21 protein-coding genes and 1 other annotated feature are annotated in these 23,825 nt (G+C 55.0%); of the genes, 11 read left to right on the top strand and 10 right to left on the bottom strand.

Annotation, left to right across the window (positions count from 1 at the left end; translation table 11 throughout):
- Positions 1–22: 22 nt before the first annotated feature.
- The 3 genes from dnaX to JTA15_RS00870 all read right to left on the bottom strand — a co-directional run bounded on the left by dnaX (position 23) and on the right by JTA15_RS00870 (position 3,120).
- Positions 23–1,951 (bottom strand): DNA polymerase III subunit gamma/tau, encoded by a 1,929-nt coding sequence (gene dnaX, locus JTA15_RS00880; RefSeq protein ID WP_047744116.1) that lies wholly within the window; start codon positions 1,949–1,951, stop codon positions 23–25.
- Positions 629–693 (bottom strand) — a sequence feature (DnaX frameshifting element). (Overlaps the previous gene by 65 nt.)
- An 88-nt stretch (positions 1,952–2,039) precedes the next feature.
- Positions 2,040–2,591 carry an adenine phosphoribosyltransferase gene (gene apt / locus JTA15_RS00875; RefSeq protein ID WP_000127359.1) on the bottom strand — a complete coding sequence of 184 codons (552 nt, stop codon included), beginning with the start codon at positions 2,589–2,591 and terminating at the stop codon, positions 2,040–2,042.
- A gap of 151 nt (positions 2,592–2,742) precedes the next feature.
- The gene (locus JTA15_RS00870; RefSeq protein ID WP_020885182.1) at positions 2,743–3,120 is read right to left on the bottom strand and encodes a DUF454 family protein; all 378 of its coding nucleotides are present in this window, start codon (positions 3,118–3,120) and stop codon (positions 2,743–2,745) included.
- Positions 3,121–3,170: 50 nt separating this feature from the next.
- Here JTA15_RS00870 and priC point away from each other — a divergent pair, with 50 nt between their 5' ends.
- Together priC and rsmS are read left to right on the top strand one after the other, a co-directional pair.
- Positions 3,171–3,698 carry a primosomal replication protein N'' gene (gene priC / locus JTA15_RS00865; RefSeq protein ID WP_126488626.1) on the top strand — a complete coding sequence of 176 codons (528 nt, stop codon included), beginning with the start codon at positions 3,171–3,173 and terminating at the stop codon, positions 3,696–3,698.
- A 12-nt stretch (positions 3,699–3,710) separates the two neighbouring features.
- A complete protein-coding gene (gene rsmS, locus JTA15_RS00860; RefSeq protein WP_032681547.1) occupies positions 3,711–3,896 on the top strand; it encodes a pleiotropic regulatory protein RsmS in 186 nt (61 codons plus the stop codon).
- Between the two features lies 1 nt (position 3,897).
- Here rsmS and mscK read toward each other — a convergent pair whose 3' ends face one another.
- Together mscK and acrR are read right to left on the bottom strand one after the other, a co-directional pair.
- Positions 3,898–7,245 (bottom strand): mechanosensitive channel MscK, encoded by a 3,348-nt coding sequence (gene mscK / locus JTA15_RS00855; protein WP_014168907.1) that lies wholly within the window; start codon positions 7,243–7,245, stop codon positions 3,898–3,900.
- 113 nt (positions 7,246–7,358) lie between these two features.
- Complete coding sequence (acrR, locus tag JTA15_RS00850; RefSeq protein WP_014168906.1) at positions 7,359–8,012, bottom strand: multidrug efflux transporter transcriptional repressor AcrR; 654 nt, start codon at positions 8,010–8,012, stop codon at positions 7,359–7,361.
- A 141-nt stretch (positions 8,013–8,153) separates the two neighbouring features.
- Here acrR and acrA point away from each other — a divergent pair, with 141 nt between their 5' ends.
- From acrA to JTA15_RS00820, 6 genes are all read left to right on the top strand, one after another.
- Positions 8,154–9,347 (top strand): multidrug efflux RND transporter periplasmic adaptor subunit AcrA, encoded by a 1,194-nt coding sequence (gene acrA, locus JTA15_RS00845; protein WP_020885186.1) that lies wholly within the window; start codon positions 8,154–8,156, stop codon positions 9,345–9,347.
- Positions 9,348–9,369: 22 nt separating this feature from the next.
- Entirely contained in the window at positions 9,370–12,516 is a 3,147-nt protein-coding gene (acrB, locus tag JTA15_RS00840; RefSeq protein WP_014168904.1) for a multidrug efflux RND transporter permease subunit AcrB, read from the top strand.
- Between the two features lie 511 nt (positions 12,517–13,027).
- The gene (tomB, locus tag JTA15_RS00835; protein WP_020885187.1) at positions 13,028–13,402 is read left to right on the top strand and encodes an Hha toxicity modulator TomB; all 375 of its coding nucleotides are present in this window, start codon (positions 13,028–13,030) and stop codon (positions 13,400–13,402) included.
- A gap of 27 nt (positions 13,403–13,429) precedes the next feature.
- Complete coding sequence (locus JTA15_RS00830; RefSeq protein WP_014168902.1) at positions 13,430–13,648, top strand: HHA domain-containing protein; 219 nt, start codon at positions 13,430–13,432, stop codon at positions 13,646–13,648.
- 209 nt (positions 13,649–13,857) lie between these two features.
- Positions 13,858–14,409, top strand: a complete 552-nt coding sequence (gene maa, locus JTA15_RS00825; RefSeq protein WP_020885188.1) for a maltose O-acetyltransferase — start codon at positions 13,858–13,860, stop codon at positions 14,407–14,409.
- A 117-nt stretch (positions 14,410–14,526) separates the two neighbouring features.
- On the top strand, positions 14,527–14,994 hold the full coding sequence (locus JTA15_RS00820) for a YlaC family protein (RefSeq protein WP_020885189.1): 468 nt from the start codon (positions 14,527–14,529) through the stop codon (positions 14,992–14,994).
- On the opposite strand, the gene JTA15_RS00815 is transcribed toward JTA15_RS00820, so the two are convergent.
- Positions 14,966–16,426 carry a PLP-dependent aminotransferase family protein gene (locus JTA15_RS00815; RefSeq protein WP_181240138.1) on the bottom strand — a complete coding sequence of 487 codons (1,461 nt, stop codon included), beginning with the start codon at positions 16,424–16,426 and terminating at the stop codon, positions 14,966–14,968. The two genes, JTA15_RS00820 and JTA15_RS00815, sit on opposite strands and share 29 nt — an antisense overlap.
- A 100-nt stretch (positions 16,427–16,526) precedes the next feature.
- On the opposite strand from JTA15_RS00815, the gene JTA15_RS00810 reads away from it, so the two are divergent.
- Entirely contained in the window at positions 16,527–17,237 is a 711-nt protein-coding gene (locus tag JTA15_RS00810) for a GNAT family N-acetyltransferase (RefSeq protein WP_181240139.1), read from the top strand.
- Here JTA15_RS00810 and ykgO read toward each other — a convergent pair.
- Together ykgO and JTA15_RS00800 are read right to left on the bottom strand one after the other, a co-directional pair.
- Positions 17,234–17,374 (bottom strand): type B 50S ribosomal protein L36, encoded by a 141-nt coding sequence (gene ykgO, locus JTA15_RS00805; RefSeq protein WP_219372744.1) that lies wholly within the window; start codon positions 17,372–17,374, stop codon positions 17,234–17,236. The genes JTA15_RS00810 and ykgO overlap by 4 nt on opposite strands.
- A 2-nt stretch (positions 17,375–17,376) precedes the next feature.
- Positions 17,377–17,637 carry a type B 50S ribosomal protein L31 gene (locus JTA15_RS00800; protein ID WP_010428154.1) on the bottom strand — a complete coding sequence of 87 codons (261 nt, stop codon included), beginning with the start codon at positions 17,635–17,637 and terminating at the stop codon, positions 17,377–17,379.
- Positions 17,638–17,845: 208 nt separating this feature from the next.
- On the opposite strand from JTA15_RS00800, the gene JTA15_RS00795 reads away from it, so the two are divergent.
- Positions 17,846–19,411, top strand: coding sequence for an EAL domain-containing protein (locus JTA15_RS00795; protein ID WP_219372743.1), 1,566 nt, complete (start codon positions 17,846–17,848; stop codon positions 19,409–19,411).
- On the opposite strand, the gene JTA15_RS00790 is transcribed toward JTA15_RS00795, so the two are convergent.
- Positions 19,404–19,676: a metal/formaldehyde-sensitive transcriptional repressor gene (locus tag JTA15_RS00790; protein ID WP_020885193.1), complete on the bottom strand. Its 273-nt coding sequence runs from the start codon at positions 19,674–19,676 to the stop codon at positions 19,404–19,406. The two genes, JTA15_RS00795 and JTA15_RS00790, sit on opposite strands and share 8 nt — an antisense overlap.
- Before the next feature lie 134 nt (positions 19,677–19,810).
- On the opposite strand from JTA15_RS00790, the gene JTA15_RS00785 reads away from it, so the two are divergent.
- Positions 19,811–20,656 carry a nickel/cobalt efflux protein RcnA gene (locus JTA15_RS00785; protein WP_219372742.1) on the top strand — a complete coding sequence of 282 codons (846 nt, stop codon included), beginning with the start codon at positions 19,811–19,813 and terminating at the stop codon, positions 20,654–20,656.
- A 33-nt stretch (positions 20,657–20,689) separates the two neighbouring features.
- Here JTA15_RS00785 and JTA15_RS00780 read toward each other — a convergent pair whose 3' ends face one another.
- Positions 20,690–23,782 (bottom strand): beta-galactosidase, encoded by a 3,093-nt coding sequence (locus JTA15_RS00780; RefSeq protein ID WP_219372741.1) that lies wholly within the window; start codon positions 23,780–23,782, stop codon positions 20,690–20,692.
- Between the last annotated feature and the right edge of the window lie 43 nt (positions 23,783–23,825).

Genomic DNA, 23,825 nt, shown 5'->3' with positions numbered 1-23,825 from the left:
CAACCGTAAGTCAGACTCACGATCAAATGGGGCGAATACTCTCTTCATCCAGATCGGCGTCGAAGAACCGGCGCAGAGTCTGGATATTGTTATCCGCGATAATCGACTCGCGCGCTTGCGCGAGCTTCTCTTCATAAATCGCCTGACGCCATTCCAGTGGCGTTCGCACCGCCGGATTATCATCTTCAATGATAGTCAATTCAACCGGTGCACCGTGTAATGCGGTGAGCGCCTCGGCCAGCGCTTTTTGCGCGCCAGGGGAATTCAGGTGCCGCTGACCCGGTCGCAGGTGTAAACGTACCTGATGACCGTCCTGCTCTTTCCAGGCATTCAGCGCGACCTGCTCAACCAGCTTCGGCAACTGCAGTTTACTGACCTCTGCGGCCCACGCGTCACGCTCAATAGACTCTTCGGCAAGTTTCGCGGAAAGCTCAGGTGTTTTTTCATGCTCCAGCGCCTTTTTTAGCGCTTTCGGTGTGGCAACTTCTTCTTTCACTTCTTCAACGAGGGTCGTTGCCTTCCAGCGGTAAGCCTCTTCTTTCACCGGGGCTTTTTGCTCGAGCGCGGACGGTGCAGGGCGCGACTGAACGCGCTCCGTAACCGAAGCCAGTCGTTCAAGCGCGGCGTTGTTCACCGGCCGCGCTCTTCCTGGCGCTGCCGGTTCACTCTTTTTTGGTTTGGTTGCTCCCTGAGCACGTTGCAACTGGCTTCGTGCGGCAAGCACCGAACTGGTGGCCTCCGGCAGCGGTACGTTCTGCTGCGGGGGAGCCGTCGGCTGCGGTGGCACCTGCTGAGGCGACATCACCGCAGTGGGGGCGACCGGAGCAAAAGACTGTCGGGGCACTTCCGGCTCCGGCAGAGGCATGCGCGGATGGAACGCCAGCGCACGCAGCAGGGTCATTTCAACGCCCATCCGGGGATCCGGCGCAAACGGCAGCTCTTTGCGGCCAATCAGCAGCGTCTGGTAATAAAGCTGCACGTCAGCCGGTGGGACGGTGCGCGCAAGTTCACGCATCCGGTGTTCAATAACCGCCATATCGGCACCGATGGCGGACGGAGAAAGCTGCAGCATCGCCACGCGGTGCAGCAGACTCAGCATCTCAACCAACAGCGCTTCCCATTCAATGCCCCGGGCAGCCGCGGCGTTCACCAGCGACATGACGCGTTCACCGTTGGCGGAAATCATCGCTTCGATGAGAGAAAGCGCCTGATCGTCATCCAGCGTGCCGAGCATGGTGCTGACCGCGTCGGTCGAGAGTTTACCGTCACCGCTGGCAATCGCCTGGTCGGTGAGACTTAAAGCATCACGAAGGCTGCCGTCTGCTGCGCGGGCCAACAGCTGCAGGGCGCGCGGTTCGTGGACAATCTTCTCTTCATCAAGAATATGTTCAAGCTGAGCGCGGATCTGCTCGACGTCCAGCGCCTTCAGATGGAACTGCAGGCAACGCGACAAAATAGTGACCGGCAGCTTTTGCGGATCGGTGGTCGCCAGCAGGAATTTCACATGCGCGGGCGGCTCTTCCAGCGTTTTCAGCAGGGCGTTGAAGCTGTGGCGTGACAGCATGTGCACTTCATCGATCAGGTAGACCTTGAAGCGGCCACGCGCCGGTGCGTACTGCACGTTGTCGAGCAGATCGCGGGTATCTTCCACTTTCGTGCGCGAGGCGGCGTCGATCTCAATCAGATCGACAAAGCGCCCCTGCTCAATTTCACGGCAGTTGTCACACACGCCGCACGGCGTGGCGGTGATCCCGGTTTCGCAGTTCAGACCTTTTGCCAGCAAACGGGCAATAGAGGTCTTACCGACGCCGCGGGTGCCGGAGAAAAGATAAGCGTGATGGATGCGACCTAGCGACAAGCCGTTCGCCAGGGCCGTCAGCACATGCTCCTGACCGACAACGTCAGCAAAGGTTTGTGGTCGCCATTTACGGGCTAACACCTGATAACTCATGGGCAGGCTCTGCAACGCTGGAAGGTGAATTTATGGAGGGGAATGCTATCACAACCTCACCCATTGAGCGAGGTTGTGAAAACCGGGATTAATGACCCGGGAAAGGCACCAGGCTGTAGCTGGTAATGCCCTGCTTTTCCAGGCGCTGTTCGCCACCCAGATCGAACAGGTTAATGATGAATGCCGCGTCGGTCACTTCACCACCCAGACGACGGATCAGCTTCACGGTCGCTTCAATCGTGCCGCCGGTCGCCAGCAGATCGTCAACCACCAGCACTTTATCGCCAGGCTTGATCGCATCAACGTGGATTTCCAGCTGATCGGTGCCGTACTCCAGTTCGTAGCTCTCTGCGATGGTTTCACGCGGCAGTTTGCGCGGTTTACGCACCGGCACAAAGCCAACACCCATTGCCAGCGCGACCGGCGCGCCAAACAGGAATCCACGGGCTTCGGTACCCACTACTTTGGTGATCCCGGCGTTTTTATAACGCTCGACCAGCAGTTCAATGCTGAGCGCGTACGCTTTCGGGTCTTCCAGCAAGCTGGTGACATCACGGAAAAGAATGCCAGGCTTTGGATAGTCCTGGATACTTTTGATGCTGTTTTTCAGATATTCAAGCTGCTGTGCAGTTGCGGTCATCGGTTTGTGCCTAAATGAAACAGTGTTACTCACAGCGCGCAACGAGTCGGCCAGGGTAACAATTGTTTAACCTTTGACCAGGCGCAGCTGTGCTCGAAAACGGTCGAATTTACTGGCTGCGCGCAATAATTGCAACAGCCATTATAAGGCTTCAGTGCTTTTGTTGCTTTTCATCAACCACGGGGATCCGCCACATAAAGAAAAGCAGACAGGCGAGGATCGTCAGCAACAGAATGCGCACCCACATCATTTTCACCAGCCATAATGAAATGGCAAAGGTAATCAGGATCACCGCGATCGCACGCGGCTTCGCACCGGGCGGCATTGCCCGATGTTTTTGCCAGTGGCGCAAATAGCCGCCAAACCAGGAGCGGTACAGCAGCCAGTGGTGAAAGCGCGGCGATGAACGGGCGAAGCACCAGGCTGCCAGCAGGATAAAAGGCGTGGTGGGCAATAAGGGCAAAACCACGCCCAGCGTGCCTAACACTACCGCGAGCCAGCCAATGATGATTAAAATAGTACGCTGCATAATGCGAATCGTTATCAAACTGAACGGCTACTTTACCACTGGAGAGCGTATTGAAAACAGCCCTGCTTCTGGAGACGCTGCAAAATCAGCTGTCCACCCTGCGCGCGCAGGCTACGCCGTTAATGGGGCATGCTACGCTGAAGCCGCGCTTTGACCGGCAGCTTTTTCGTACCCGCAGCACGCGCATCCAGGATTATGTTGATGAGGCGCAGATGAATCTTGATGAGTTGCGACACGCGGTTGAGAACAATCAACAGCAACAGGTCGCCTGGCTTGCGGAACATCTCACCGAGCAGATCACCGCCCTGCACCGAGAAATGACCGCCTGGCCCTTACGCGTCTGGGACAACGCGTCGCCGGGTCTCGGTAAATGGCAGCGCAAGCGGCTGGAGAACCAGGAGTTTGCGCGCCGTCTGTTTGAGATGAAGCAGGAGCGGGAAACGCGCCTGAACGCAAGCGAGACGCTGGAAGAGCAGCAGTTATTAATGCGAGAGATTAGCGCCCTCGAGGGCCGCATCGTTCGTTGCCGTCAGGCGCTGGATGAAATCGAACGCGTCATTGAACGTCTGACCCGTTAACAGGAGCCGTAAATGTCACTGGAAAATGCACCCGATGAGGTCAAACTGGCCGTCGATTTGATTATGCTGCTGGAGAATCATGACATCCCTGCTCAGACGGTGTTGAAAGCCCTTGAGATAGTGAAGACGGATTTTGAAGGCAAGGCGAAGGCCAGTCGCCTTCACCCTGACCCTCTCCCACCGGGAGAGGGAACCTGAATTACGCCGGGGTAGGATCGTCACCCTGAATCTCGCGCTTCACTTCCGTATGCTCATCACCTTTCTCGTTACGCAGGTGAACTTCAAGCTGGTTGAAGGCGATGTTAATGTTGTTTTCACGGCACAGACGATCGATAGTGCGGTTCAGCTCATCCACGGTGTAGCTGCGATCGCGCAGCTCACGCACGTATAACCGCAGCTCGTGATCCAGCGTGCTCGGCCCAAAGGTGGTGAAGAACACATCTGGGGCGGGCTCGTGCATCACCTTAGGATGCGATTTCGCGGCTTTTAACAACACCTCTTTCACTTTATCCAGATCGGAGCCGTAGGCCACACCCAGTCGAATGACGACGCGCGTTGTGGTGTCAGAGAGTGACCAGTTGATCAGTCGCTCGGTGACGAACGCTTTGTTCGGGATGATCACCTCTTTGCGATCGAAGTCGGTGATGGTGGTGGCACGAATACGGATCTTGCTGACCGTTCCCGAGAAGGTGCCGATGGTGACGGTATCACCGATACGTACCGGACGTTCGAACAGGATGATCAGGCCGGAAACAAAGTTACCGAAGATCTCCTGCAAGCCAAAACCGAGACCGACAGAGAGCGCGGCCGCCAGCCACTGCAGTTTATCCCACGAGACGCCAAGCGATCCAAAGACCGTCATCGCCCCGACAATAATAATGACGTAGTTGAGGATGGTGGTGATGGCATACGACGCCCCCTGACGCAGGTTCAGACGCGACAGCACCAGCACCTCAAGCAGGCCTGGCAGGTTTCGAATCAATGCCCAGGCCACCACTGACGATACCAGGGCAAAGAGCAGGCTGCCCATGGTCACGCTTTTCATTACCGCGGCGCCCGCTTCGGTGCCGTTGTATTGCCAGAGGGTGATACTGTCGAGGTAGGCGAAGACGGTGATTAAATCAGACCAGATCGCCCAGAACATCACCGCAAACAGCGCGATCATCACCAGCATGGTGATACGCAGTGTCTGCTGGTTAACCTGCTCCAGCGCAATGGTTGGCTCTTCCTGTGGCTCCGCGCCTTCAGCCCCCTCTTTCACTTGATGCTGGCGACGCGCGATGGCACGACGATAAGCGATGCGGCGAGCCGCCACGCTCAGGCCGCGCAGTACGGTCTGATAGAGCAGGTTCCAGACGATCACCAGATAGACGGTTTCAATCCAGCGTCCGGACAGGCGCAACGTGGTATAGAAGTACCCCGTCGCCGTGAGCACCATCAGTGCCAGTGGAATAATCGCCAGTACCGTCACGGTGGCCAGACGAATGTTGTGAGACTCTTTATCCCGCCAGCTGTCGCGGCACATCGGCCACATCAGGATGGCAATGAGCAGCAGGTTCAGCAAAATAACCAGCTGGCCCATGACATCGTCCATCAGGTGCAGCGGAGACAGCTCAGCGACAACGGACCAGAAGTGCAGCGGCAACAGCGCCAGGCTGACGCGTACAATCTGACGACGCCAGTGGCTGGTCAGTTGCGCAGGCATGTTGAAATGACGCACCGCAACGCCGTCTTTTTCCAGCACTTTCCAGCACACGCCAAACACCAGCCAGAACAGGGCCAGTTTTTTACTGAACGCCCACAGCAGGTCGCTGATGTTGAGCTGCATCGTCAGCAGGATAAGCCCCACCGCCAGAATAATCAGGCAGACCGGCAGCGCGCGGATCAGATCGATCAGAATCGCTTTTGGCGTGTGCAGCTGACTGTCGTTACGCAGTTGCCCCACTTCAGACGCCAGCTTATCCTGGTATTTCTTCAGCCAGCCCAGACGCCAGCGGATCAGGCCGGCAATCAACAGCAGCGGGAGCCCCGCCAGGAAGGCAATCATCACCGCAGGCCAGGCTTTCTCCCAGTTTACGGTGATTTTCATGCTCTTAATCTGCGCCTTCAGCGTTTCAGGGAAGGATTTAATCCAGTCCCAGTCCATCGGCTTATTGCTGTTAACCCAGAAAATCTGCTGGGTCAGGATCTCCTGCAGACTTTTCGACACGCTCACCAGCTGTTGCTGGTTGATCTGCAGGTTAATCGCCATCATCAGCTGGTTGCCGAGCTGTTTGTTGAGCTGGTCGAGCAGCTCGCGGCGCATATCCACAACCTGCAGCAGAGCGTCGTGAACTTCCGGGTTCACTTCACTGGAATGGCCTTCTTCCAATTTGGCGACAAACGTATCGCTCTGGAAAAGGGCGTCGCGCTGCTGGTTCACATCGAATTGTTCCAGACGCAAATCCGCAATGCGGTTGGTCATGTCCTCGAGCTCATCGGCGGACGGCAGCGTCTGCTGTTGCTGGTAGAGAATACGCGACAGCAGCAGGCTGCCTTTCAGAACCGCAATCTGCTCTTTAATGTTGCGTTCAGCCTGCAGCGCGCGGTCCAGCCAGTTTTTCACTCTGATATTTTGCTGAACCAGCGAGTTACCGCTTTCTGTTGCCAGTATCAGGCGCTGGCTCAGCTGATGGTTAGCCTCGAGCTCCTGTTTCACCAGCGGGTTCGCCTGAATGCGGGCAGTTTCGTCCGGTGAGACGGCTTCCTGAGCCGTTTTCTCCGTCAGCGTAAGGCGCTTACTGTTAACCGCCTCCTGCAACAGCTGAAGCTGATGTTCCAGACGATTAATGTTCGCCGTTACGTAGTCGCGCTGCTTCTGGAGCGTATCCTGCAGCACCGTATTCCCTTCCAGGCTTTTACGCTGCTGTTCGATTTGTGCATTCAGTAAGGCCTGCTGCACCAGCAGCAGCGTTTGCTGCGTTGGGCGCAGGGTGCCTTCGCCAACCGACGTACCGTTCAGACGGTTGCGGATCTGCTGCAGCTGCTGAGAGGCGGCGTACATCGCATTTTGCACGCGCTCGGGCTGGGTTTGCAGGGAGACAAGCTGGCTGTTGTACGTACCGAGATCGGACTGCGCCGTTTGCAGATCGTCGAGCAGCTGTGCGACGCGCGATTCCAGCTGACGCAATGACAGGGTCGCGAGCGTTTTACGGGTTTCGTCGTCATTATCCACATCGCTCAGGGCATTCAGCGATTCCGTGGCCTTACGCATGTTTTCAGGCGCCTGCGCCACTTTCTGCCGAAGCTGTGTGGTTTCCGCTTTAACACGCTCAATTTTATCAAGCGTTTCCAGCGTCTCCGTCAGATCCTGCTGAACGAGCTTATCCAGAGCAGAGAGATCTTTTTGTTTATTCAGAGTGTCGAGTTGCGACTGAACATCACTGCGTGAAGGGATGTCATTGTTGTTATCGGCGCGGGCCCAGGAAAGCGGTGCCGTTGCGAAGAAAAACAGCGTCGCCAATAAAAATACAAGAACAGGATGTTGCGAGCGATTGGTGTGCAGCATAGTTGTGAATGATGTCAGAAGATGACCGAAAATAGTCCGGCGTGCAGGATATCACGCTCGCCTGAAGCAGAATAGCGCGAACGTGAGCCTCTAAGAGAAATCCTGGAATCGCGTCAGGCTGTTAGCGAGCCTGACTTGCCATGCAGCGTCGGGGAGAGCTGGCACATCTCCAGGAAAATAGCGACATAGCTGCGGGCTTCGTTCTTCAGGTCAAAGGAGTCCGGGGCGAAAAGCCAGTTTTCCATCAGGCCGGAAATATAACTGCGCATCAGGACAGCCGCCCGTCGGGTCATTAACGTCGCCGGCAGCTGGTTCGCCTGCATGCACTGGGTGAGGACCTGTTCAATGCGATCGTAGCTTTCCAGACACAGGCTGCGCTGCGCCTGCTGGACGACCGCCATCTCTCCGACCAACTCGCATTTATGGTAGATGATTTCCATCATTAACCTGCGACGTTCTTCAACTACCGTTGCTTCAAGGATATATACTAATATTTCTCTTAATACTGAGAGTGGATCCTCGGGGAATTTTGCCCGATACTCAGTCTCAAGATCGCTAATGCTGGACTCTGAGAGTTGCCAGATTTCACTGAACAGATCTGTCTTGTCTTTAAAATGCCAGTAAATCGCTCCCCGCGTGACGCCCGCGGCCTGAGCAATCTGCGCCAGCGAGGTTGACGAAACACCCTGCTGAGAAAACAAACGCATAGCCACATCCAGAATGTGTTGTCGGGTTTCAAGCGCTTGTTGTTTGGTTTTTCGTGCCATACGTTAGTGAATTTACAGGAGTCAGATTTACATACATTTGTGAATGTATGTACCATAGCATGACGATAATATAAACGCAGCAATGGGTTTTTGGACTCAGGACCATTGATCAATTTGAAATCGGACACTCGAGGTTTACATATGAACAAAAACAGAGGGTTAACGCCTCTGGCGGTCGTTCTGATGCTCTCAGGCAGCTTAGCGCTAACAGGATGTGACGACAAACAGGCTCAACAAGGAGCTCAGCAGGTGCCAGAAGTTGGCGTGGTGACGCTCAAGTCCGAACCTCTCCAGATAACGACAGAATTACCGGGCCGTACCAGCGCATACCGCATCGCAGAAGTGCGTCCTCAGGTGAGTGGTATCATCCTGAAACGTAACTTCACCGAGGGTGGTGAAGTGAAAGCTGGCGAGTCTCTGTATCAGATTGATCCGGCAACCTACCAGGCCTCCTATGAGAGCGCGAAAGGCGATCTGGCGAAAGCAGAAGCTGCAGCCAAAATCTCCCAACTGACGCTGAACCGTTACAAAAAACTGCTCGGTACCAAGTACATCAGTCAACAGGATTATGACACTGCCCTGTCTGATGCACAGCAGACCAACGCCGCCGTGATTGCCGCGAAAGCTGCAGTGGAAACAGCGCGTATCAACCTCGCCTATACCAAAGTGACCTCCCCAATCAGCGGTCGCATCGGTAAATCTTCCGTCACGGAAGGGGCGCTGGTGCAGAACGGTCAGACCAACGCGTTGGCCACCGTGCAGCAGCTTGATCCGATTTACGTTGACGTGACCCAGTCCAGCAACGATTTCCTGCGCCTGAAACAAGAGCTGGCAAACGGCACGCTGAAGCAGGAAAACGGTAAAGCCAAAGTGGAGCTCGTGACCAATGACGGTATCAAGTTCCCGCAGGCAGGCACACTGGAATTCTCCGATGTGACGGTCGACCAAACCACCGGTTCCATCACCTTACGTGCGATTTTCCCGAACCCGGATAAGACACTCTTACCTGGTATGTTCGTTCGCGCGCGTCTGGAAGAAGGCACCAACCCAACCGCACTTCTGGTGCCTCAGCAGGGTGTCACCCGTACGCCACGTGGCGACGCGAGTGCACTGGTTGTCGGGGCTGATGACAAAGTCGAAACGCGCAACATCACTGCCACGCAGGCGATTGGCGATAAATGGCTGGTGACGGAAGGTCTGAAAGATGGCGATCGCGTGATTATTACTGGTTTGCAAAAAGTTCGTCCTGGCGCGCAGGTCAAAGCACAGGAAGTGAAATCTGACGATAAACAACAAGCTTCGGCCGCTGGCCAGTCAGAACAAACCAAGTCTTAACTTAAACAGGAGCCGTTAAGACATGCCTAATTTCTTTATCGATCGCCCCATATTTGCATGGGTGATCGCCATAATCATCATGCTGGCTGGGGGACTTGCGATCCTGAAGCTGCCTGTCGCGCAATATCCAACGATTGCGCCACCGGCGGTAACAATTTCCGCAACCTACCCCGGGGCTGATGCAAAAACGGTGCAGGACACCGTGACACAGGTTATCGAACAGAACATGAACGGTATCGATAACCTGATGTACATGTCCTCAAACAGTGACTCAACCGGTACGGTACAGATCACCCTGACCTTCCAGTCAGGTACTGATGCTGACATCGCGCAGGTTCAGGTCCAGAACAAACTGCAGCTCGCCATGCCGTTGCTGCCACAAGAAGTACAACAGCAGGGTGTGAGCGTCGAGAAATCTTCCAGTAGCTTCCTGATGGTTGTTGGCGTTATCAACACCAACGGCACCATGACGCAGGAGGATATTTCCGACTACGTGGGCGCCAACATGAAGGACGCCATCAGCCGTACGTCTGGTGTGGGTGACGTTCAGCTGTTCGGTTCTCAGTACGCGATGCGTATCTGGATGGATCCGAACAAACTGAACAACTTCCAGCTGACGCCGGTGGACGTGATCAACGCCATCAAAGCGCAGAACGCCCAGGTTGCCGCCGGTCAGTTAGGCGGTACCCCGCCGGTGAAAGGCCAGCAGCTTAACGCCTCGATCATCGCACAGACCCGTCTGACCTCCGCCGATGAGTTCAGCAAAATTCTGCTGAAGGTGAATCAGGACGGTTCACAGGTTCGTCTGCGCGACGTGGCGAAAGTGGAACTGGGGGGCGAAAACTACGACATCATTGCGAAGTTTAACGGCAAGCCGGCTTCCGGTCTCGGGATCAAACTGGCGACAGGTGCTAACGCCCTGGACACCGCGACGGCTATCCGTGCGGAACTGAAGAAGATGGAACCGTTCTTCCCGTCCGGCCTGAAGATCGTTTATCCGTATGACACCACGCCGTTCGTCAAAATCTCGATTCACGAAGTGGTTAAAACCCTGGCAGAAGCGATCATCCTGGTATTCCTGGTCATGTATCTGTTCCTGCAAAACTTCCGCGCGACGCTGATCCCAACCATCGCCGTACCGGTCGTATTGCTCGGGACCTTCGCCATACTGGCCATCTTTGGCTACTCGATAAACACCCTGACGATGTTCGGGATGGTGCTCGCCATCGGCTTGCTTGTGGATGACGCCATCGTGGTGGTAGAAAACGTCGAGCGTGTCATGGCGGAAGAAGGTCTACCGCCGAAGGAAGCAACCCGTAAATCCATGGGCCAGATCCAGGGCGCGCTGGTCGGTATCGCGATGGTACTGTCTGCGGTATTTATCCCGATGGCCTTCTTCGGCGGCTCAACCGGTGCAATTTATCGTCAGTTCTCCATCACCATCGTCTCGGCGATGGCGCTGTCGGTACTGGTTGCATTGATCCTGACGCCTGCACTGTGTGCCACCATGCTGAAACCTGTTCAGAAAGGCGGTCACGGCGAGCATAAAGGGTTCTTCGGCTGGTTTAACCGCATGTTTGATAAGAGCACGCATCACTACACCGATAGCGTGGGTAACATCCTGCGCAGCACCGGTCGTTACCTGCTGCTCTATATCATCATCGTGGTGGGTATGGCCTATCTGTTCGTTCGTCTGCCAAGCTCGTTCCTGCCCGATGAAGACCAGGGCGTGTTCCTGACGATGGCACAGCTGCCGGCGGGTGCCTCGCAAGAACGTACCCAGAAGGTGCTGGATGAAGTGACGGATTACTACCTCACCAAAGAGAAAGCTAACGTTGAATCCGTGTTTGCGGTTAACGGCTTTGGCTTTGCGGGTCGTGGTCAGAACACCGGTATTGCCTTCGTTTCTCTGAAAGACTGGTCAGAACGTCCGGGCGAAGAGAACAAAGTTGAGGCGATTACTGGCCGTGCAATGGGCACGTTCTCACAGATTAAAGATGCGATGGTCTTCGCCTTTAACCTGCCAGCGATTGTTGAACTGGGGACAGCGACAGGTTTCGACTTCCAGCTGATTGACCAGGGCGGTCTGGGTCATGAAAAACTGACGCAGGCACGTAACCAGTTGTTCGGTGAAGTGGCGAAACACCCTGACCTTCTGGTCGGCGTGCGTCCTAACGGTCTGGAAGATACGCCTCAGTACAAAATCGACATCGATCAGGAGAAAGCACAGGCACTGGGCGTTTCCATCAGTGACATCAATACCACGCTGGGCGCGGCCTGGGGCGGTAGCTACGTCAACGACTTCATCGACCGTGGTCGTGTGAAGAAAGTGTACGTGATGTCAGAAGCGCAATACCGTATGTTACCGAACGATATCAACAACTGGTACGTTCGCGGCAACAACGGTCAGATGGTGCCGTTCTCATCCTTCTCTACGTCGCACTGGGAATACGGTTCGCCGCGTCTGGAACGTTATAACGGGCTGCCATCCATGGAGATCCTGGGTCAGGCCGCACCAGGCCGAAGCACCGGTGAAGCCATGAACCTGATGGAAGAGCTGGCAGGTAAACTGCCTGCGGGTATCGGCTATGACTGGACCGGTATGTCCTACCAGGAACGTCTGTCCGGTAACCAGGCCCCTGCCCTGTACGCCATTTCACTGATTGTGGTCTTCCTGTGTCTGGCGGCACTGTATGAGAGCTGGTCGATTCCGTTCTCCGTTATGCTGGTGGTGCCACTGGGGGTTATCGGTGCGCTGCTTGCGGCAACGTTCCGTGGATTAACCAACGACGTGTACTTCCAGGTGGGCCTGCTGACAACCATTGGCTTGTCGGCGAAGAACGCGATACTTATCGTTGAATTCGCCAAAGATCTGATGGAGAAAGAAGGTAAAGGCCTGATTGAGGCGACCCTTGACGCGGTGCGTATGCGTCTGCGCCCAATCCTGATGACGTCACTGGCATTTATCCTCGGGGTAATGCCGCTGGTTATCAGTACCGGTGCGGGTTCCGGTGCACAGAACGCCGTCGGTACAGGCGTTATGGGGGGTATGGTTACCGCAACCGTACTTGCTATCTTCTTCGTTCCGGTATTCTTCGTGGTGGTTCGCCGCCGCTTTAGCCGCAAGAATGAAGATATTGAGCACAGTCATTCGGTAGAACCGCACTGATACCGGTTTCACATGATAAAAAGGCCGCATTAGCGGCCTTTTTCTTTTTCAGAAAAAAATCATAAAATAGGCTTATTGTGCTTCTATTTATTTCCTGCCGCCTACAATGACATATCATAATTAAGTGATAACGTAATCGCTGAATTCAGGATTTTTTTAATTTCATTTCCCTGCTTAAGTGATTAGGAATATTCCTAACCATATCTTCAGACAAAGAGAACTCCGGATTTGGACATCTTAGGATTGTTTACGCTAAGCCAATGAAACGTAAGGGAGCGAAAAAAGTTCCGCGTTAATCTGGATAAAAATGTTTAGCGCTGAAGGCACATTTGCGTAAAGGCTCGCAGTCAGTGCTTTTATTTGTAATTTTTCGTAATAGCGCGGTGAAATCTTGATCAGAGTGGATTATAGTTAGAGTTATCAGGAACACAGCACCCGTGCGGCTAAGTATGTTGTATCCATCCCGACATGATGTTCGGTGAGTAAGAAATCACTCAGAAGGGGATGCGCTATGGACGAGTACTCGCCAAAAAGGCATGATATCGCGCAGTTGAAATTTCTCTGCGAATCCTTGTACCATGACTGCCTTGCCAATCTTGATGAAAGTAACCATGGCTGGGTAAACGACCCAACGTCTGCCATCAATTTACAGTTAAACGAGTTGATCGAGCATATTGCAACCTTCGCACTTAATTATAAAATTAAGTACAATGAAGATAATAAGCTGATTGAGCAAATTGATGAATACCTGGATGACACCTTTATGTTGTTCAGCAGCTACGGCATTAATGCGCAAGATTTGCAGAAATGGCGTAAATCGGGCAACCGACTATTTCGTTGCTTCATCAACGTGAGCAGAGCTAACCCCGTTAGTCTTTCCTGTTAAAATTATTACAATTAGTAAGGTAAATTTATGTCTGAAAAACCACTCACAAAAATCGATTATTTGATGCGTTTGCGACGCTGCCAGTCAATAGACACGCTTGAACGTGTAATTGAAAAGAATAAATACGAGCTTTCTGATAATGAACTGGCGGTATTTTATTCAGCGGCTGACCACCGTCTTGCAGAACTGACTATGAATAAGCTGTATGACAAAATCCCAACGTCCGTGTGGAGATTTGTCCGTTAATCTTTGAAGTGTGTCTGTAGAGGTTCTACGCCACTTTCTCAGCTGTATTCAACTTTCTGGCTATACCCTCCTGCCCGAGTGCAGGTCTCCGTGTAAAACGTGCTCATCCGCAATATTATTGTGATTATAGTCACAGTGATTTTCCGGGAACGTTCCCCTGCCATCCTGTTCCGATTACCCTACGGTAAAGACGACCAGTGAGGTTCCCAATGAGCATAGAAAAGCAGAAGATGATTGCAGGTGAACATTACCGCCCTGGTGATGAAACATTACGGGCCGACCGATTACGCGCCCGACACCTGGTTCACCGTTATAACCACACTGCACCTGATGAGAAACTCGAACGCCAGAACATTCTGGCGGAACTCCTCGGGCAAAGCGAAGGGGCCTATATTGAGCCGAGCTTCCGCTGTGACTATGGATATAACATTTATCTGGGCAAAGAATTTTACGCCAATTTCGATTGCGTGATGCTGGATGTCTGCCCGATACATATTGGCGACAACTGCATGCTCGCGCCAGGGGTGCATATTTACACGGCAACCCATCCGCTGGACGCCGACGCGCGTAATAGCGGCGTGGAGTTTGGCAAGCCGGTGACCATCGGCAACAACGTCTGGATTGGTGGACGTGCGGTTATTAACCCGGGCGTTACGCTGGGTGATAATGTGGTGGTGGCCTCCGGCGCTATCGTAACGAAAGACGTCCCGGCGAATGTCGTCGTCGGCGGCAATCCGGCAACAATCATTAAACGGCTGTAAAGTGACGGGGAGTCAACTGTTATGGTCTTTTAGCGCCTGACTGTTACTTTTTTCAGCCAAATGGCTCCCCTAAAATTGGCAGACATCCTGTATTGTCAATTCTCATAAAGGCAAAAAATGACCGAGATACAGCGCCTGCTTACTGCCACCATCGACGATCTTAATCACCGCGAAAAGCGCGACAATCGCCCGCGCTTTAGCATCAGCTTTATTCGCAAACACCCTGGACTGTTTGTCGCAATGTATGCCGCCTGGTTGGCGACACTGATTGTGATGCTGAAGTCCGAAACTCTGGTGGACTCCGTCTGGCTGCTTGTCATTCTGTTTGTGGTGTTTAACGCCTTTTTCTTTTTTGACGTTAATCCCCGCTACCGCTACGAAGATATCGACGTCCTTGATTTCCGGGTTTGCTATAACGGTGAATGGTATAACACGCGTTACGTGCCGCCGGAGCTGATCGAAAGCATCATGCACTCCCCCGCGGTTGAAACAGTGCAAAAAGAGAAGCTGCAGAAGATGGTATCCACCAAAGGTCAGCTCTCTTTTTATGATGTCTTTACCCTTTCCCGTCCTGCTGCTGTGTGATTAAAGCCTGTATGCGTCGGATACCCGACACAAACTGAGAAGCAGAGGTATTGCCGTAACCTAACACCAGACCGGTTTGCCCCTGCTTCGGCTCCAGGTAATACCCGCTCAGTGCAGCGGGTGCCAGCTGAAACGCCCTCGCCTGCTCGACCACTTTTTGGTCGTCGATGCCGTCTATTGCCAGCGTCAGATGCATCCCCCCTTCACCCGCCAGAATGCGATGCGGGGTATGAAGCTCGGCACTCAGCGCCTCACGCAGCTGTCGGTAGCGCTTACGGTAGAGCCGGCGCATGGCGGCAAGGTGGCGGGCATAATGTCCTTCCTCAATAAACAGCGCCAGGGTTCGCTGTTCGGCGCGATGCCCGCCACGCAGCAGCGCGCCAATGGCCTGACGGGCCGCTTTTGCCAGCGCCGGAGGTAACACCATGAACCCCATTCTCAGCGACGGAAAGAGGGTTTTGCTGAAGGTACCGAGATAGACAACCGGCGCATTGTTGACCATTCCCAGCATTGCGGGCACGGGCTCACCGGAATAACGAAACTCGCTGTCGTAATCATCTTCAATAATCCAGGCGTTATGCTGCCGGGCCAGATCCAGCAGCGCCAGGCGTCGCCGCGCACTGAGCACGCTTCCGTACGGAAACTGGTGCGAAGGTGAGGTGAAAATAAGCGCAGGGGACGGCGTATCCAGCCCTTCCCAGAACATGCCTTCGTCATCAACCGGCATCCCCGTCATGACTAAGCCCGCTTTGACAAAGGCGCTTTTAGCCCCACCATAGCCAGGATCTTCCACCCACGCGACGCTGCCGGGTTCGCTCAGCAGCATCGTGCAAAGGTTTACCCCCTCAAGCGCGCCTTCGGTCATTACTATCTGACTGGCATCGCAGTCAATGCCGCGCGAGAGGGCAAGATGGCGGGCAATGGCCGCCCGCAGCGACGGCTCCCCCGCAGGATCGCCATACCCTAAGAGCGCGCTGCCCTCTTCACGCAGAACCCGGTCGTACAAGCGCCGCCACAGCGGCAGGGGAAAGTAGTTGATGGCCGGTGTTCCCGGCGTAAATGCCGGAACCGGGGTATCACGCGGCACCGGCGCAGGCAGCGAGGCGACCCGGCTGCCGAGCGCGACGGCAGAGTCCGGCAATGCCTGAACGAGCGTACGCTGCGCCAGCTGCGCCACCCGCGTCCCCTGGCGGTTACGCAGCAGATACCCTTCGAGCGTCAGCTGTTCCAGCGCCGCATTGACGGTATTCCGTGAAAGCGAGAGCTGCTGAGCCAGCATTCGCGAACCGGGAAGCCGGCTCCCGGCGTGTAGCTTGCCGCACAGTATCGCTTCACGCAGTGCATGATACAGCGCGCGCTGCAGCGTCTCTTCCCCCCGCGCTTTCAACGCGGCATTCAGCAAAGTATAAAATTCATCGCCCGGTATGTTCATCTCGCCTCCCGTGGTACCACCAAAACATAGCTGAGTGGCACTTTTTAAGGAACCAGTAATTCACTAGTCTGGCGTTCTTATCAACGTCACGGACAGTAAAATGAAAACATTCAATGAGTTTGGACAGCCAGTAGGCGAGGCGCTTATCGACTGGCAACCCCGCCAGCACCCTTCACGTGTGGTGCTTCAGGGCCACTATTGTCGCCTTGAGCCGCTGCGGGTGGAGCACGCTGAGGCGTTGTTCAGCGCGTATTCTCTGGCCGAAGATACCCGCAGCTGGACGTGGCTGTTGCGTGAGCCGGATGCCAGCGCAGAGGCGTTTGCAGGGTGGGTAGAGAGCGTGCGTGACTTATCCGATCCGATTCACTTTAGCGTTATCGACAACCAGACCCAGTCTGCGGTCGGCACGCTGGCTCTGATGCGGATCGATCCAACCAATGGCGTTGTGGAGGTGGGACATGTTCATTTCTCCCCGCTGCTCAGCCGCACGCCGATGTCGACGGAAGCGCAATATCTGCTGATGCGATACGTGTTCGACACCCTTGGGTATCGTCGATACGAGTGGAAGTGCAACAGCCTGAACGCGCCTTCGCGCAAGGCGGCACTGCGTCTTGGCTTTCAGTTTGAGGGGCGTTTTCGTCAGGCGCTGGTCACGAAAGGTCATAACCGGGATACCGACTGGTTTTCAATTCTCGACAAAGAGTGGCCGGCGCTGGCGAGTGCCTTTGAAGGCTGGCTTGCCACCGACAATTTTACTGCCGATGGCAACCAAAAAAGATCCCTGGAAAGCTGGCGCGAAACACGCGTCTAGCGTCTTTTCTTACGTCCCTGAACCGCCTTAAAACGCGGATTGGATTTGCAAACCACGTATAAGCGTCCCTTGCGTTTGACTATCTGGCAATCCGGGTGACGCTGTTTTGCACTGCGCAATGAGTTAAGTACCTGCATGGTTATCCCCGCTTCGCATTAAGAAAGCCGCCGAAACGCTTACGGAAGCGCGCCGCACTGCCATCCGTCGAGAACGTTTTCTGCTTGCCGGTGTAGAACGGGTGCGATTTTGAAGAGACCTCGATGGTGATATACGGATACGTTTCACCGTCGAGTTCAATTTCGCGGTCGGTCTTAATGGTTGAGCCGACTTTAAAGTATTCATTAGCACTGGTGTCGTGGAACACCACGGTGCGATAGGCTGGGTGGATATCTGGTTTCATCGTAAACTCTTTATGTTTTGTTATAACATAACAAAATGATATCTAACCCCTGCTGAAAAAACAACCCCTCTGCCCCGACGATATTTTCTGTTGTGCCGTAAATCATGACCTGCGCGTGCTATAACTTTATCATTTAGCGGTAAAATCTTTCTCCTCTGGCAGGTTTTTCAGCGCCCAGGAGCGGGCATAAGAGGAAGGAAACAGCACCATGAAAACCCGACATCTGGTCAGTCTGGTGACCGGCGTACTTATCATTGCGGTGCTGGTTCCGATTAGCCTGAGCATCTGGCTGGCACATCGCCAGGCGGAAGATAAGTTTGTCGATGCGCTGGATAGCTATGCCTCACGCGTGCTGATACGTACCGCCAGGGTGGTGGATGATGCAAAGGAAGCGCTCAATAGCCTGCAGACCTTTAAAGGGATCCCCTGTAGCGTTATGCATTTAAGGGAGATGCGGCGGGTCGCTTTTTCATGGCGTTATGTTCAGGAAGTTATTTATATCAACAATCTTGAACCCCTTTGCTCGTCCCTGGAACAAACCAGTCAGTCGGCCCCTTTCCCGCCGCCCATGCGAATCACGGAAGATGGTTATGGCGCATGGCTCACCACGCAAAACGATCTCGGTTTTAGCCGCTACATGGCGGTCCTGGGTCGGGGCCACTATCTGGTGCTGGTGGATCCTGCCTCGCTTGTCGATGTGATCCCTTTTGGTGAGATCGCCACAGATGCCGCCCTGGTGGGCAGCAAATCACATCTCATTTTTGCCAGCAGCAGCAAGCTCGATCCGCATATCCGCAATCTGGTTAAGGATCAGGGCGTCACCCGTATTCAGTACAACGGCTCGATATACATTATGAAGCCTGTTCCTGAACTGGGGTTTACGGTGGTCGCCTGGGCGGCGTTAAAACCGCTGGCTGAAACCTGGCACCAGCAACTTCTCATCTGGCTGCCATTCGGCATACTGATAAGTCTGCTTGCCGCACTCTTTGTTTTACGATTGCTGCGTCGCATCCAGTCGCCACGCAACCGCCTGCTTGACGCCATCAATAACCGGGAATTTGTGGTGCATTACCAGCCCATTATTGAACTCTCTAGCGGGAAGATTGTGGGCGCAGAGGCGCTAACCCGCTGGCCCCAGCCTGACGGCAGCAGCCTTTCACCGGATATTTTTGTGCCACTTGCTGAGCAAACGGGGCTCATCTCGCAGCTGACGCATTTGGTCATTGAAAAGGTGTTTGAGGATATGGGCTACTGGCTGCACCTTCACGCCGGTCAGCATATTTCCATTAACCTCGCGCCGGCCGATTTGACCTCGGGAAAACTCCCGCCACTGTTGAGTCACTTAATGAATAAGTGGAAAGTCCATCCGCAACAGATCGCCCTTGAGTTAACCGAGCGCGGCTTTGCCGATCCTAAAATCAGCGCACCGGCCATCTCCGCCTTTCGTCATTCAGGCCACGCAATCTATATTGATGATTTCGGTACGGGCTATTCCAGCCTGAGCTACCTGCAGGATCTGGATGTCGACACGCTAAAAATTGATAAAGCGTTTGTGGATGCACTGGAATATAAAAACGTGACGCCACACATTATTGAAATGGCAAAATCGCTGAAGCTGGCGATGGTTGCGGAAGGCGTGGAGACCGAAGGGCAACTCGCCTGGCTACGTCGTCACGGCGTGCAGTATGGGCAGGGTTGGTACTACAGCAAGGCGTTGCCGAAAGCGGACTTTATTCTTTGGGCGGAAGATAACCTCAAAACACATCCTACTTAAGATAGGATTTGATCACCTGTAACACGACGCCAAGATCGGCTTCGCGCTGAGCTTCTTCAGGCTCTTTCACCACATGATCGGTGAGATGACCTTCGATCACCTGCATCATCATGCCGTTTACCGCGCCGCGGATCGCCGCCAGCTGTTGTAACACGTCGGCGCATTCGTGGTCGCTATTGAGCATTTTTTCCAGGGCAGCGCTTTGCCCCTGAATTTTCTTCAGGCGAGTCAATAACATCTTCTTGTCGCGAACCGTATGTGACATCTCTGTCTCCCTCATCGTATGGCTTTTAAAGCATATCATGCTCTACTCCCCCTGAGTATTTTTCTACTGGGGGGTAGTATTAGACTACTGGGGGGGAGTAGTATCTGAACACGCTTTCCACTCCGGAATTTTCCATGAACGATTTTGCTTCACTCCTGCAGCAGGGCAATGCCTGGCTGTTTGTACCCAGCGCTATCCTCCTCGGCGCGCTGCATGGCCTGGAGCCGGGCCACTCCAAAACGATGATGGCCGCGTTTATTGTGGCTATTCGCGGTACGCTGAAACAGGCGGTGTTGCTTGGTCTGGCGGCAACGCTTTCCCATACGGCGGTGGTCTGGATCATTGCCATGGCAGGATTATGGTTTGGCCGGGGCTGGGATGCGCATACGTCTGAGCCCTGGTTCCAGCTGGTCTCGGGGATACTGATCGTGCTGATCGCCCTGTGGATGGCCTGGCGAACCTGGAAGGAGAGTCAGCCACACGATCACCACCATCATCACGATCACCATGACCATCATCATGATCATCACGACCATGACCATGACCATGACCACCATCATGATCATCACGACCATGGGCATCCACTGGTTGAAGAAGAGTGGCAGGACGCCCACCAGCGCGCGCATGCACAGGATATTAACCGCCGCTTCAACGGCCAGAACGTTACCACCGGACAAATTGCACTGTTTGGCCTGACCGGAGGGCTTATCCCCTGCCCGGCCTCAATCACGGTCCTGCTCATCTGCCTGCAGCTGAAGCATTTTGCCCTCGGCGCAACGCTGGTATTCAGCTTCAGTATTGGTCTGGCGTTAACGCTGGTCGCTTCCGGTGCAATTGCCGCCCTGAGCCTTAAGCATGCGACAAAACGCTGGCCGGGTTTCAGCGAGTTTTCACGAAAAGCACCGTGGATCTCCGCTGCCCTGATTACTGTGGTCGGGATTTACATGAGCCTGCACGGCCTGAGCGGTATCCTGGCGTAAGCGAGGCGGCCACTGCTGTGGCCGCCTCTTTGCTCAGTCAGGGTTCTGCTGCCAGTTGAAGGTATAGCGAAGCTGGCGTTTCTGCAGAATAAATTCCGGCGAGACGCTGGGGCTCCACGAGTCATCACCGCCCACGCCCATATGGAACGCGTCCAGGTTAAACCAACACCCCGGCTCCTCGCGCAACAGATGATGGTGAGTTGTCTCATGCAACTGCTGCTGGCTGTAGCGGCTGACGGAGAAATGGAACAGGCCATTCAGCCGATGCGCGCCCAGCAGCAGTTCACGGGTATCACAGCGCAGACCATTTTCTGTCGGGAAGATGTAAGGTGTGTGCATGGCTTCCAGCGGTAATGTCCAGCGCCCCTGCTGAGCCGCCAGCGTTCTGTCCGGGTAATTTTCATGTGGCCCAAGCCCCAGCCATTGAACCGTTTCCGGCGTTGCGGCAAGGTGAACACTCAGGCCTACGCGTGCCGGTTCCGGGATATCAGACGCAATATCGACCTGAATATCGCCATGCAAAACGCCCCGATCGTCCACCCGCCAGACTTTACGGCTCAGGAACAGCGCTTTACCGCGATACTCCCAGACATGCAGGGTTTTCACCACCGCCTCGGCTGCATGCTGCTCTCCTTCACAGTGCAGTAATCGCGGGGTGAGCTCGTACATGCCTGCCGCTTTCCAGCGCTCCACCCACGCATTAGGATCGATTCGCGTGGCCTCGCTCACGCCAATATCATTGTCCAGCGGTGCGCGGCTAACGTTATCCGTCAGCGGTGAGAGCAGCGTTTCAACGCCGTTGCGCCACCATTGCGTCAGGTGTCCTGACGCGCGGTTGAACTGCCAGCGTTGCTGCTGATGCACCAGCTCAAGCACGTCGCCAGTTTGCGTTAACACCGGCGGTACACCTTCTGGCACTGGCGGGGCGATATACAGGGGCGTCGGAACCGGCCACTGCTCCCACGCGCAGCGATGGTTTGCCGGTGACCACGGCGTCGCCCGCGGCTGGTGCACTTCAACGTTCAGCCAGACGTCACCCGCTTCAGGCGCCAGCGCTGGCAGGTTGATGTCCAGACGCTGTGTGCCCTGGGGAGCAATGGCAAGCGTCACGTCCCCCCTGGCCAGCACGTTGCCGTCACGGACAAGGGTCCAGCGCAGCACCTCGTTATCGGTATGACGGAACAGGTAATCGCTGTGGACTTCAAGCACCAGCGGAGACATACTTATCCGCGTAAAGGTGAAAAACTGCTGAGCGCGCTGGGCTTCATACAGCGCCGGATGCGGTGTGCGATCGGGAAAAACCAGCCCGTTAAGGCAGAACTGGCGGTCATTGGGCGTGTCGCCAAAGTCTCCCCCGTAGGCCCAGAACGGTGTGCCATTTTCGTCTTTTCTGGTCAGCGCCTGGTCAACCCAGTCCCAGACAAATCCCCCCTGCAGGCGAGGATGGCGGCGAAACGCCTGCCAGTATTTGGCAAAACCACCGAAGCTGTTCCCCATCGCGTGGGCGTATTCACAGAGAATAAGCGGACGCGTTTCATCCGGCATGCCGATCCATTTTTTAACAGACCATTTCGGTACCGCCGGGAAGGGCTGATCCTCATCGACCCGGGCATACATCGGGCACACGATATCGGTCGCTGCCGTATTCGCCCCACCGCCTTCGTACTGCACCGGACGCGTCGGATCGGTGGTTTTCAGCCAGCGATACAGTGCGTCATGGTTCGCGCCATGGCCGGACTCATTCCCCAGCGACCAGATGATAATCGAAGGATGATTGCGGTCGCGCTGCACCATGCGGGTGACGCGTTCGCTCATGGCAGGGAGCCAGCGCGGATCGTCAGCAAGGCGACTCATCGGCACCATGCCGTGGGTTTCAATATTGGCTTCGTCGACGACATACAAACCATAGCGGTCGCAAAGCGTGTACCACAGCGGATGGTTCGGATAGTGCGAGCAGCGCACGGCGTTGAAGTTATGCTGCTTCATGAGTTCGATATCGCGGCGCATCGTCGCTTCATCCATTACCTGGCCGTTTTCCGGGTGATGCTCATGCCGGTTAACGCCGCGGATCAGCAGGGGTTTACCGTTGAGCTTCAGCAGGCCATTGCTGATCTCTATGCGGCGGAACCCCACATCGCAGGCCTCCGTTTCCAGCACCTCACCCTGCGCGTTCAGAAGGGTCATCGTCAGGCGATAAAGTTCCGGCCTTTCCGCACTCCACAAGGCAGGCGCCTCAACGGGGAACGTCACCGTTAGCCGCTCGGCCCAGCCGCCGCGCTCATCGACAACGGCAGTGCCCGGCCGCCCGGTGGCACTGGCGCATTTTCCGCTGTTGCGCCACAGGGTAAACGCCACCTCACACTCCGCAAACTGTGCGCCTGCGAGCGCGAGATCCACCTTCAGCACCGCGCGATCCCGCTCCGCATTCAGGTCAGTCACAACCTGATAATCGGCAATGTGCGTCTCTGGCTTATGCAGCAGCGACACATCGCGGAAAATCCCGCTCATGCGCCACATGTCCTGATCTTCCAGATAGCTCCCGTCGCACCAGCGCAACACCATGACCGCAATGCGGTTCTGGCCAGGGCGCAGCACCGCTGAGAGATCGAATTCGGCGGGCAGTCGGCTGTCCTGTGAATAACCGATCCACTGACCGTTACACCACAGATGAAACGCCGAGTTCACGCCATCGAAGATAATGCGGGTTTGGCCGTTCAGTAGCCAGGCATCATCCATCTCAAATGTGAGCGAGTAACAACCGGTTGGGTTTTCTTGCGGCACAAACGGTGGGTTTACGGGGATCGGATAGGTCACGTTGGTGTAGATGGGCATGTCGAACCCCTGCATCTGCCAGTTAGAGGGCACGGGCATCAGCACGGCATCGGCGCAATCTTCACTGACCCATACCGAAGGAACCTGCTCTGGCGCAGGAAAGAAGCTAAAACGCCACTCCCCGTTAAGGAGGCGTCGGCTGACGGTTCCCCCGTCTTCTCTGGCAGAGTGTTCGTCACGCCAGCTGTGCAAGGGAGCATGTGCTGCCAGGCGGTTCCACTGGGTGACCCCCGGGTTTTCCCAGTCCCGACGAGCCAGAAGTGCGCTGAGGGTCAGCGATGGAGTGTTGGACATATTAACCTCTTTGCGAAGCGCTCACAATTTTAGCTAACATGCC

The organism is Enterobacter sp. BIDMC 29 (genome assembly GCF_019378755.1).
In the GTDB taxonomy this organism is placed as follows: domain Bacteria; phylum Pseudomonadota; class Gammaproteobacteria; order Enterobacterales; family Enterobacteriaceae; genus Enterobacter; species Enterobacter ludwigii.
This window is presented reverse-complemented; position numbering and strand designations above follow the sequence as displayed.

Coding starts and splice junctions, on each gene's coding strand:
- dnaX (WP_047744116.1), bottom strand. CDS start 1,951: ATGAGTTATCAGGTGTTAGCCCGTAAATGGCGACCACAAACCTTTGCT.
- apt (WP_000127359.1), bottom strand. CDS start 2,591: ATGACCGCAACTGCACAGCAGCTTGAATATCTGAAAAACAGCATCAAA.
- JTA15_RS00870 (WP_020885182.1), bottom strand. CDS start 3,120: ATGCAGCGTACTATTTTAATCATCATTGGCTGGCTCGCGGTAGTGTTA.
- rsmS (WP_032681547.1), top strand. CDS start 3,711: ATGTCACTGGAAAATGCACCCGATGAGGTCAAACTGGCCGTCGATTTG.
- mscK (WP_014168907.1), bottom strand. CDS start 7,245: ATGCTGCACACCAATCGCTCGCAACATCCTGTTCTTGTATTTTTATTG.
- acrR (WP_014168906.1), bottom strand. CDS start 8,012: ATGGCACGAAAAACCAAACAACAAGCGCTTGAAACCCGACAACACATT.
- acrA (WP_020885186.1), top strand. CDS start 8,154: ATGAACAAAAACAGAGGGTTAACGCCTCTGGCGGTCGTTCTGATGCTC.
- acrB (WP_014168904.1), top strand. CDS start 9,370: ATGCCTAATTTCTTTATCGATCGCCCCATATTTGCATGGGTGATCGCC.
- tomB (WP_020885187.1), top strand. CDS start 13,028: ATGGACGAGTACTCGCCAAAAAGGCATGATATCGCGCAGTTGAAATTT.
- JTA15_RS00830 (WP_014168902.1), top strand. CDS start 13,430: ATGTCTGAAAAACCACTCACAAAAATCGATTATTTGATGCGTTTGCGA.
- maa (WP_020885188.1), top strand. CDS start 13,858: ATGAGCATAGAAAAGCAGAAGATGATTGCAGGTGAACATTACCGCCCT.
- JTA15_RS00820 (WP_020885189.1), top strand. CDS start 14,527: ATGACCGAGATACAGCGCCTGCTTACTGCCACCATCGACGATCTTAAT.
- JTA15_RS00815 (WP_181240138.1), bottom strand. CDS start 16,426: ATGAACATACCGGGCGATGAATTTTATACTTTGCTGAATGCCGCGTTG.
- JTA15_RS00810 (WP_181240139.1), top strand. CDS start 16,527: ATGAAAACATTCAATGAGTTTGGACAGCCAGTAGGCGAGGCGCTTATC.
- ykgO (WP_219372744.1), bottom strand. CDS start 17,374: ATGCAGGTACTTAACTCATTGCGCAGTGCAAAACAGCGTCACCCGGAT.
- JTA15_RS00800 (WP_010428154.1), bottom strand. CDS start 17,637: ATGAAACCAGATATCCACCCAGCCTATCGCACCGTGGTGTTCCACGAC.
- JTA15_RS00795 (WP_219372743.1), top strand. CDS start 17,846: ATGAAAACCCGACATCTGGTCAGTCTGGTGACCGGCGTACTTATCATT.
- JTA15_RS00790 (WP_020885193.1), bottom strand. CDS start 19,676: ATGTCACATACGGTTCGCGACAAGAAGATGTTATTGACTCGCCTGAAG.
- JTA15_RS00785 (WP_219372742.1), top strand. CDS start 19,811: ATGAACGATTTTGCTTCACTCCTGCAGCAGGGCAATGCCTGGCTGTTT.
- JTA15_RS00780 (WP_219372741.1), bottom strand. CDS start 23,782: ATGTCCAACACTCCATCGCTGACCCTCAGCGCACTTCTGGCTCGTCGG.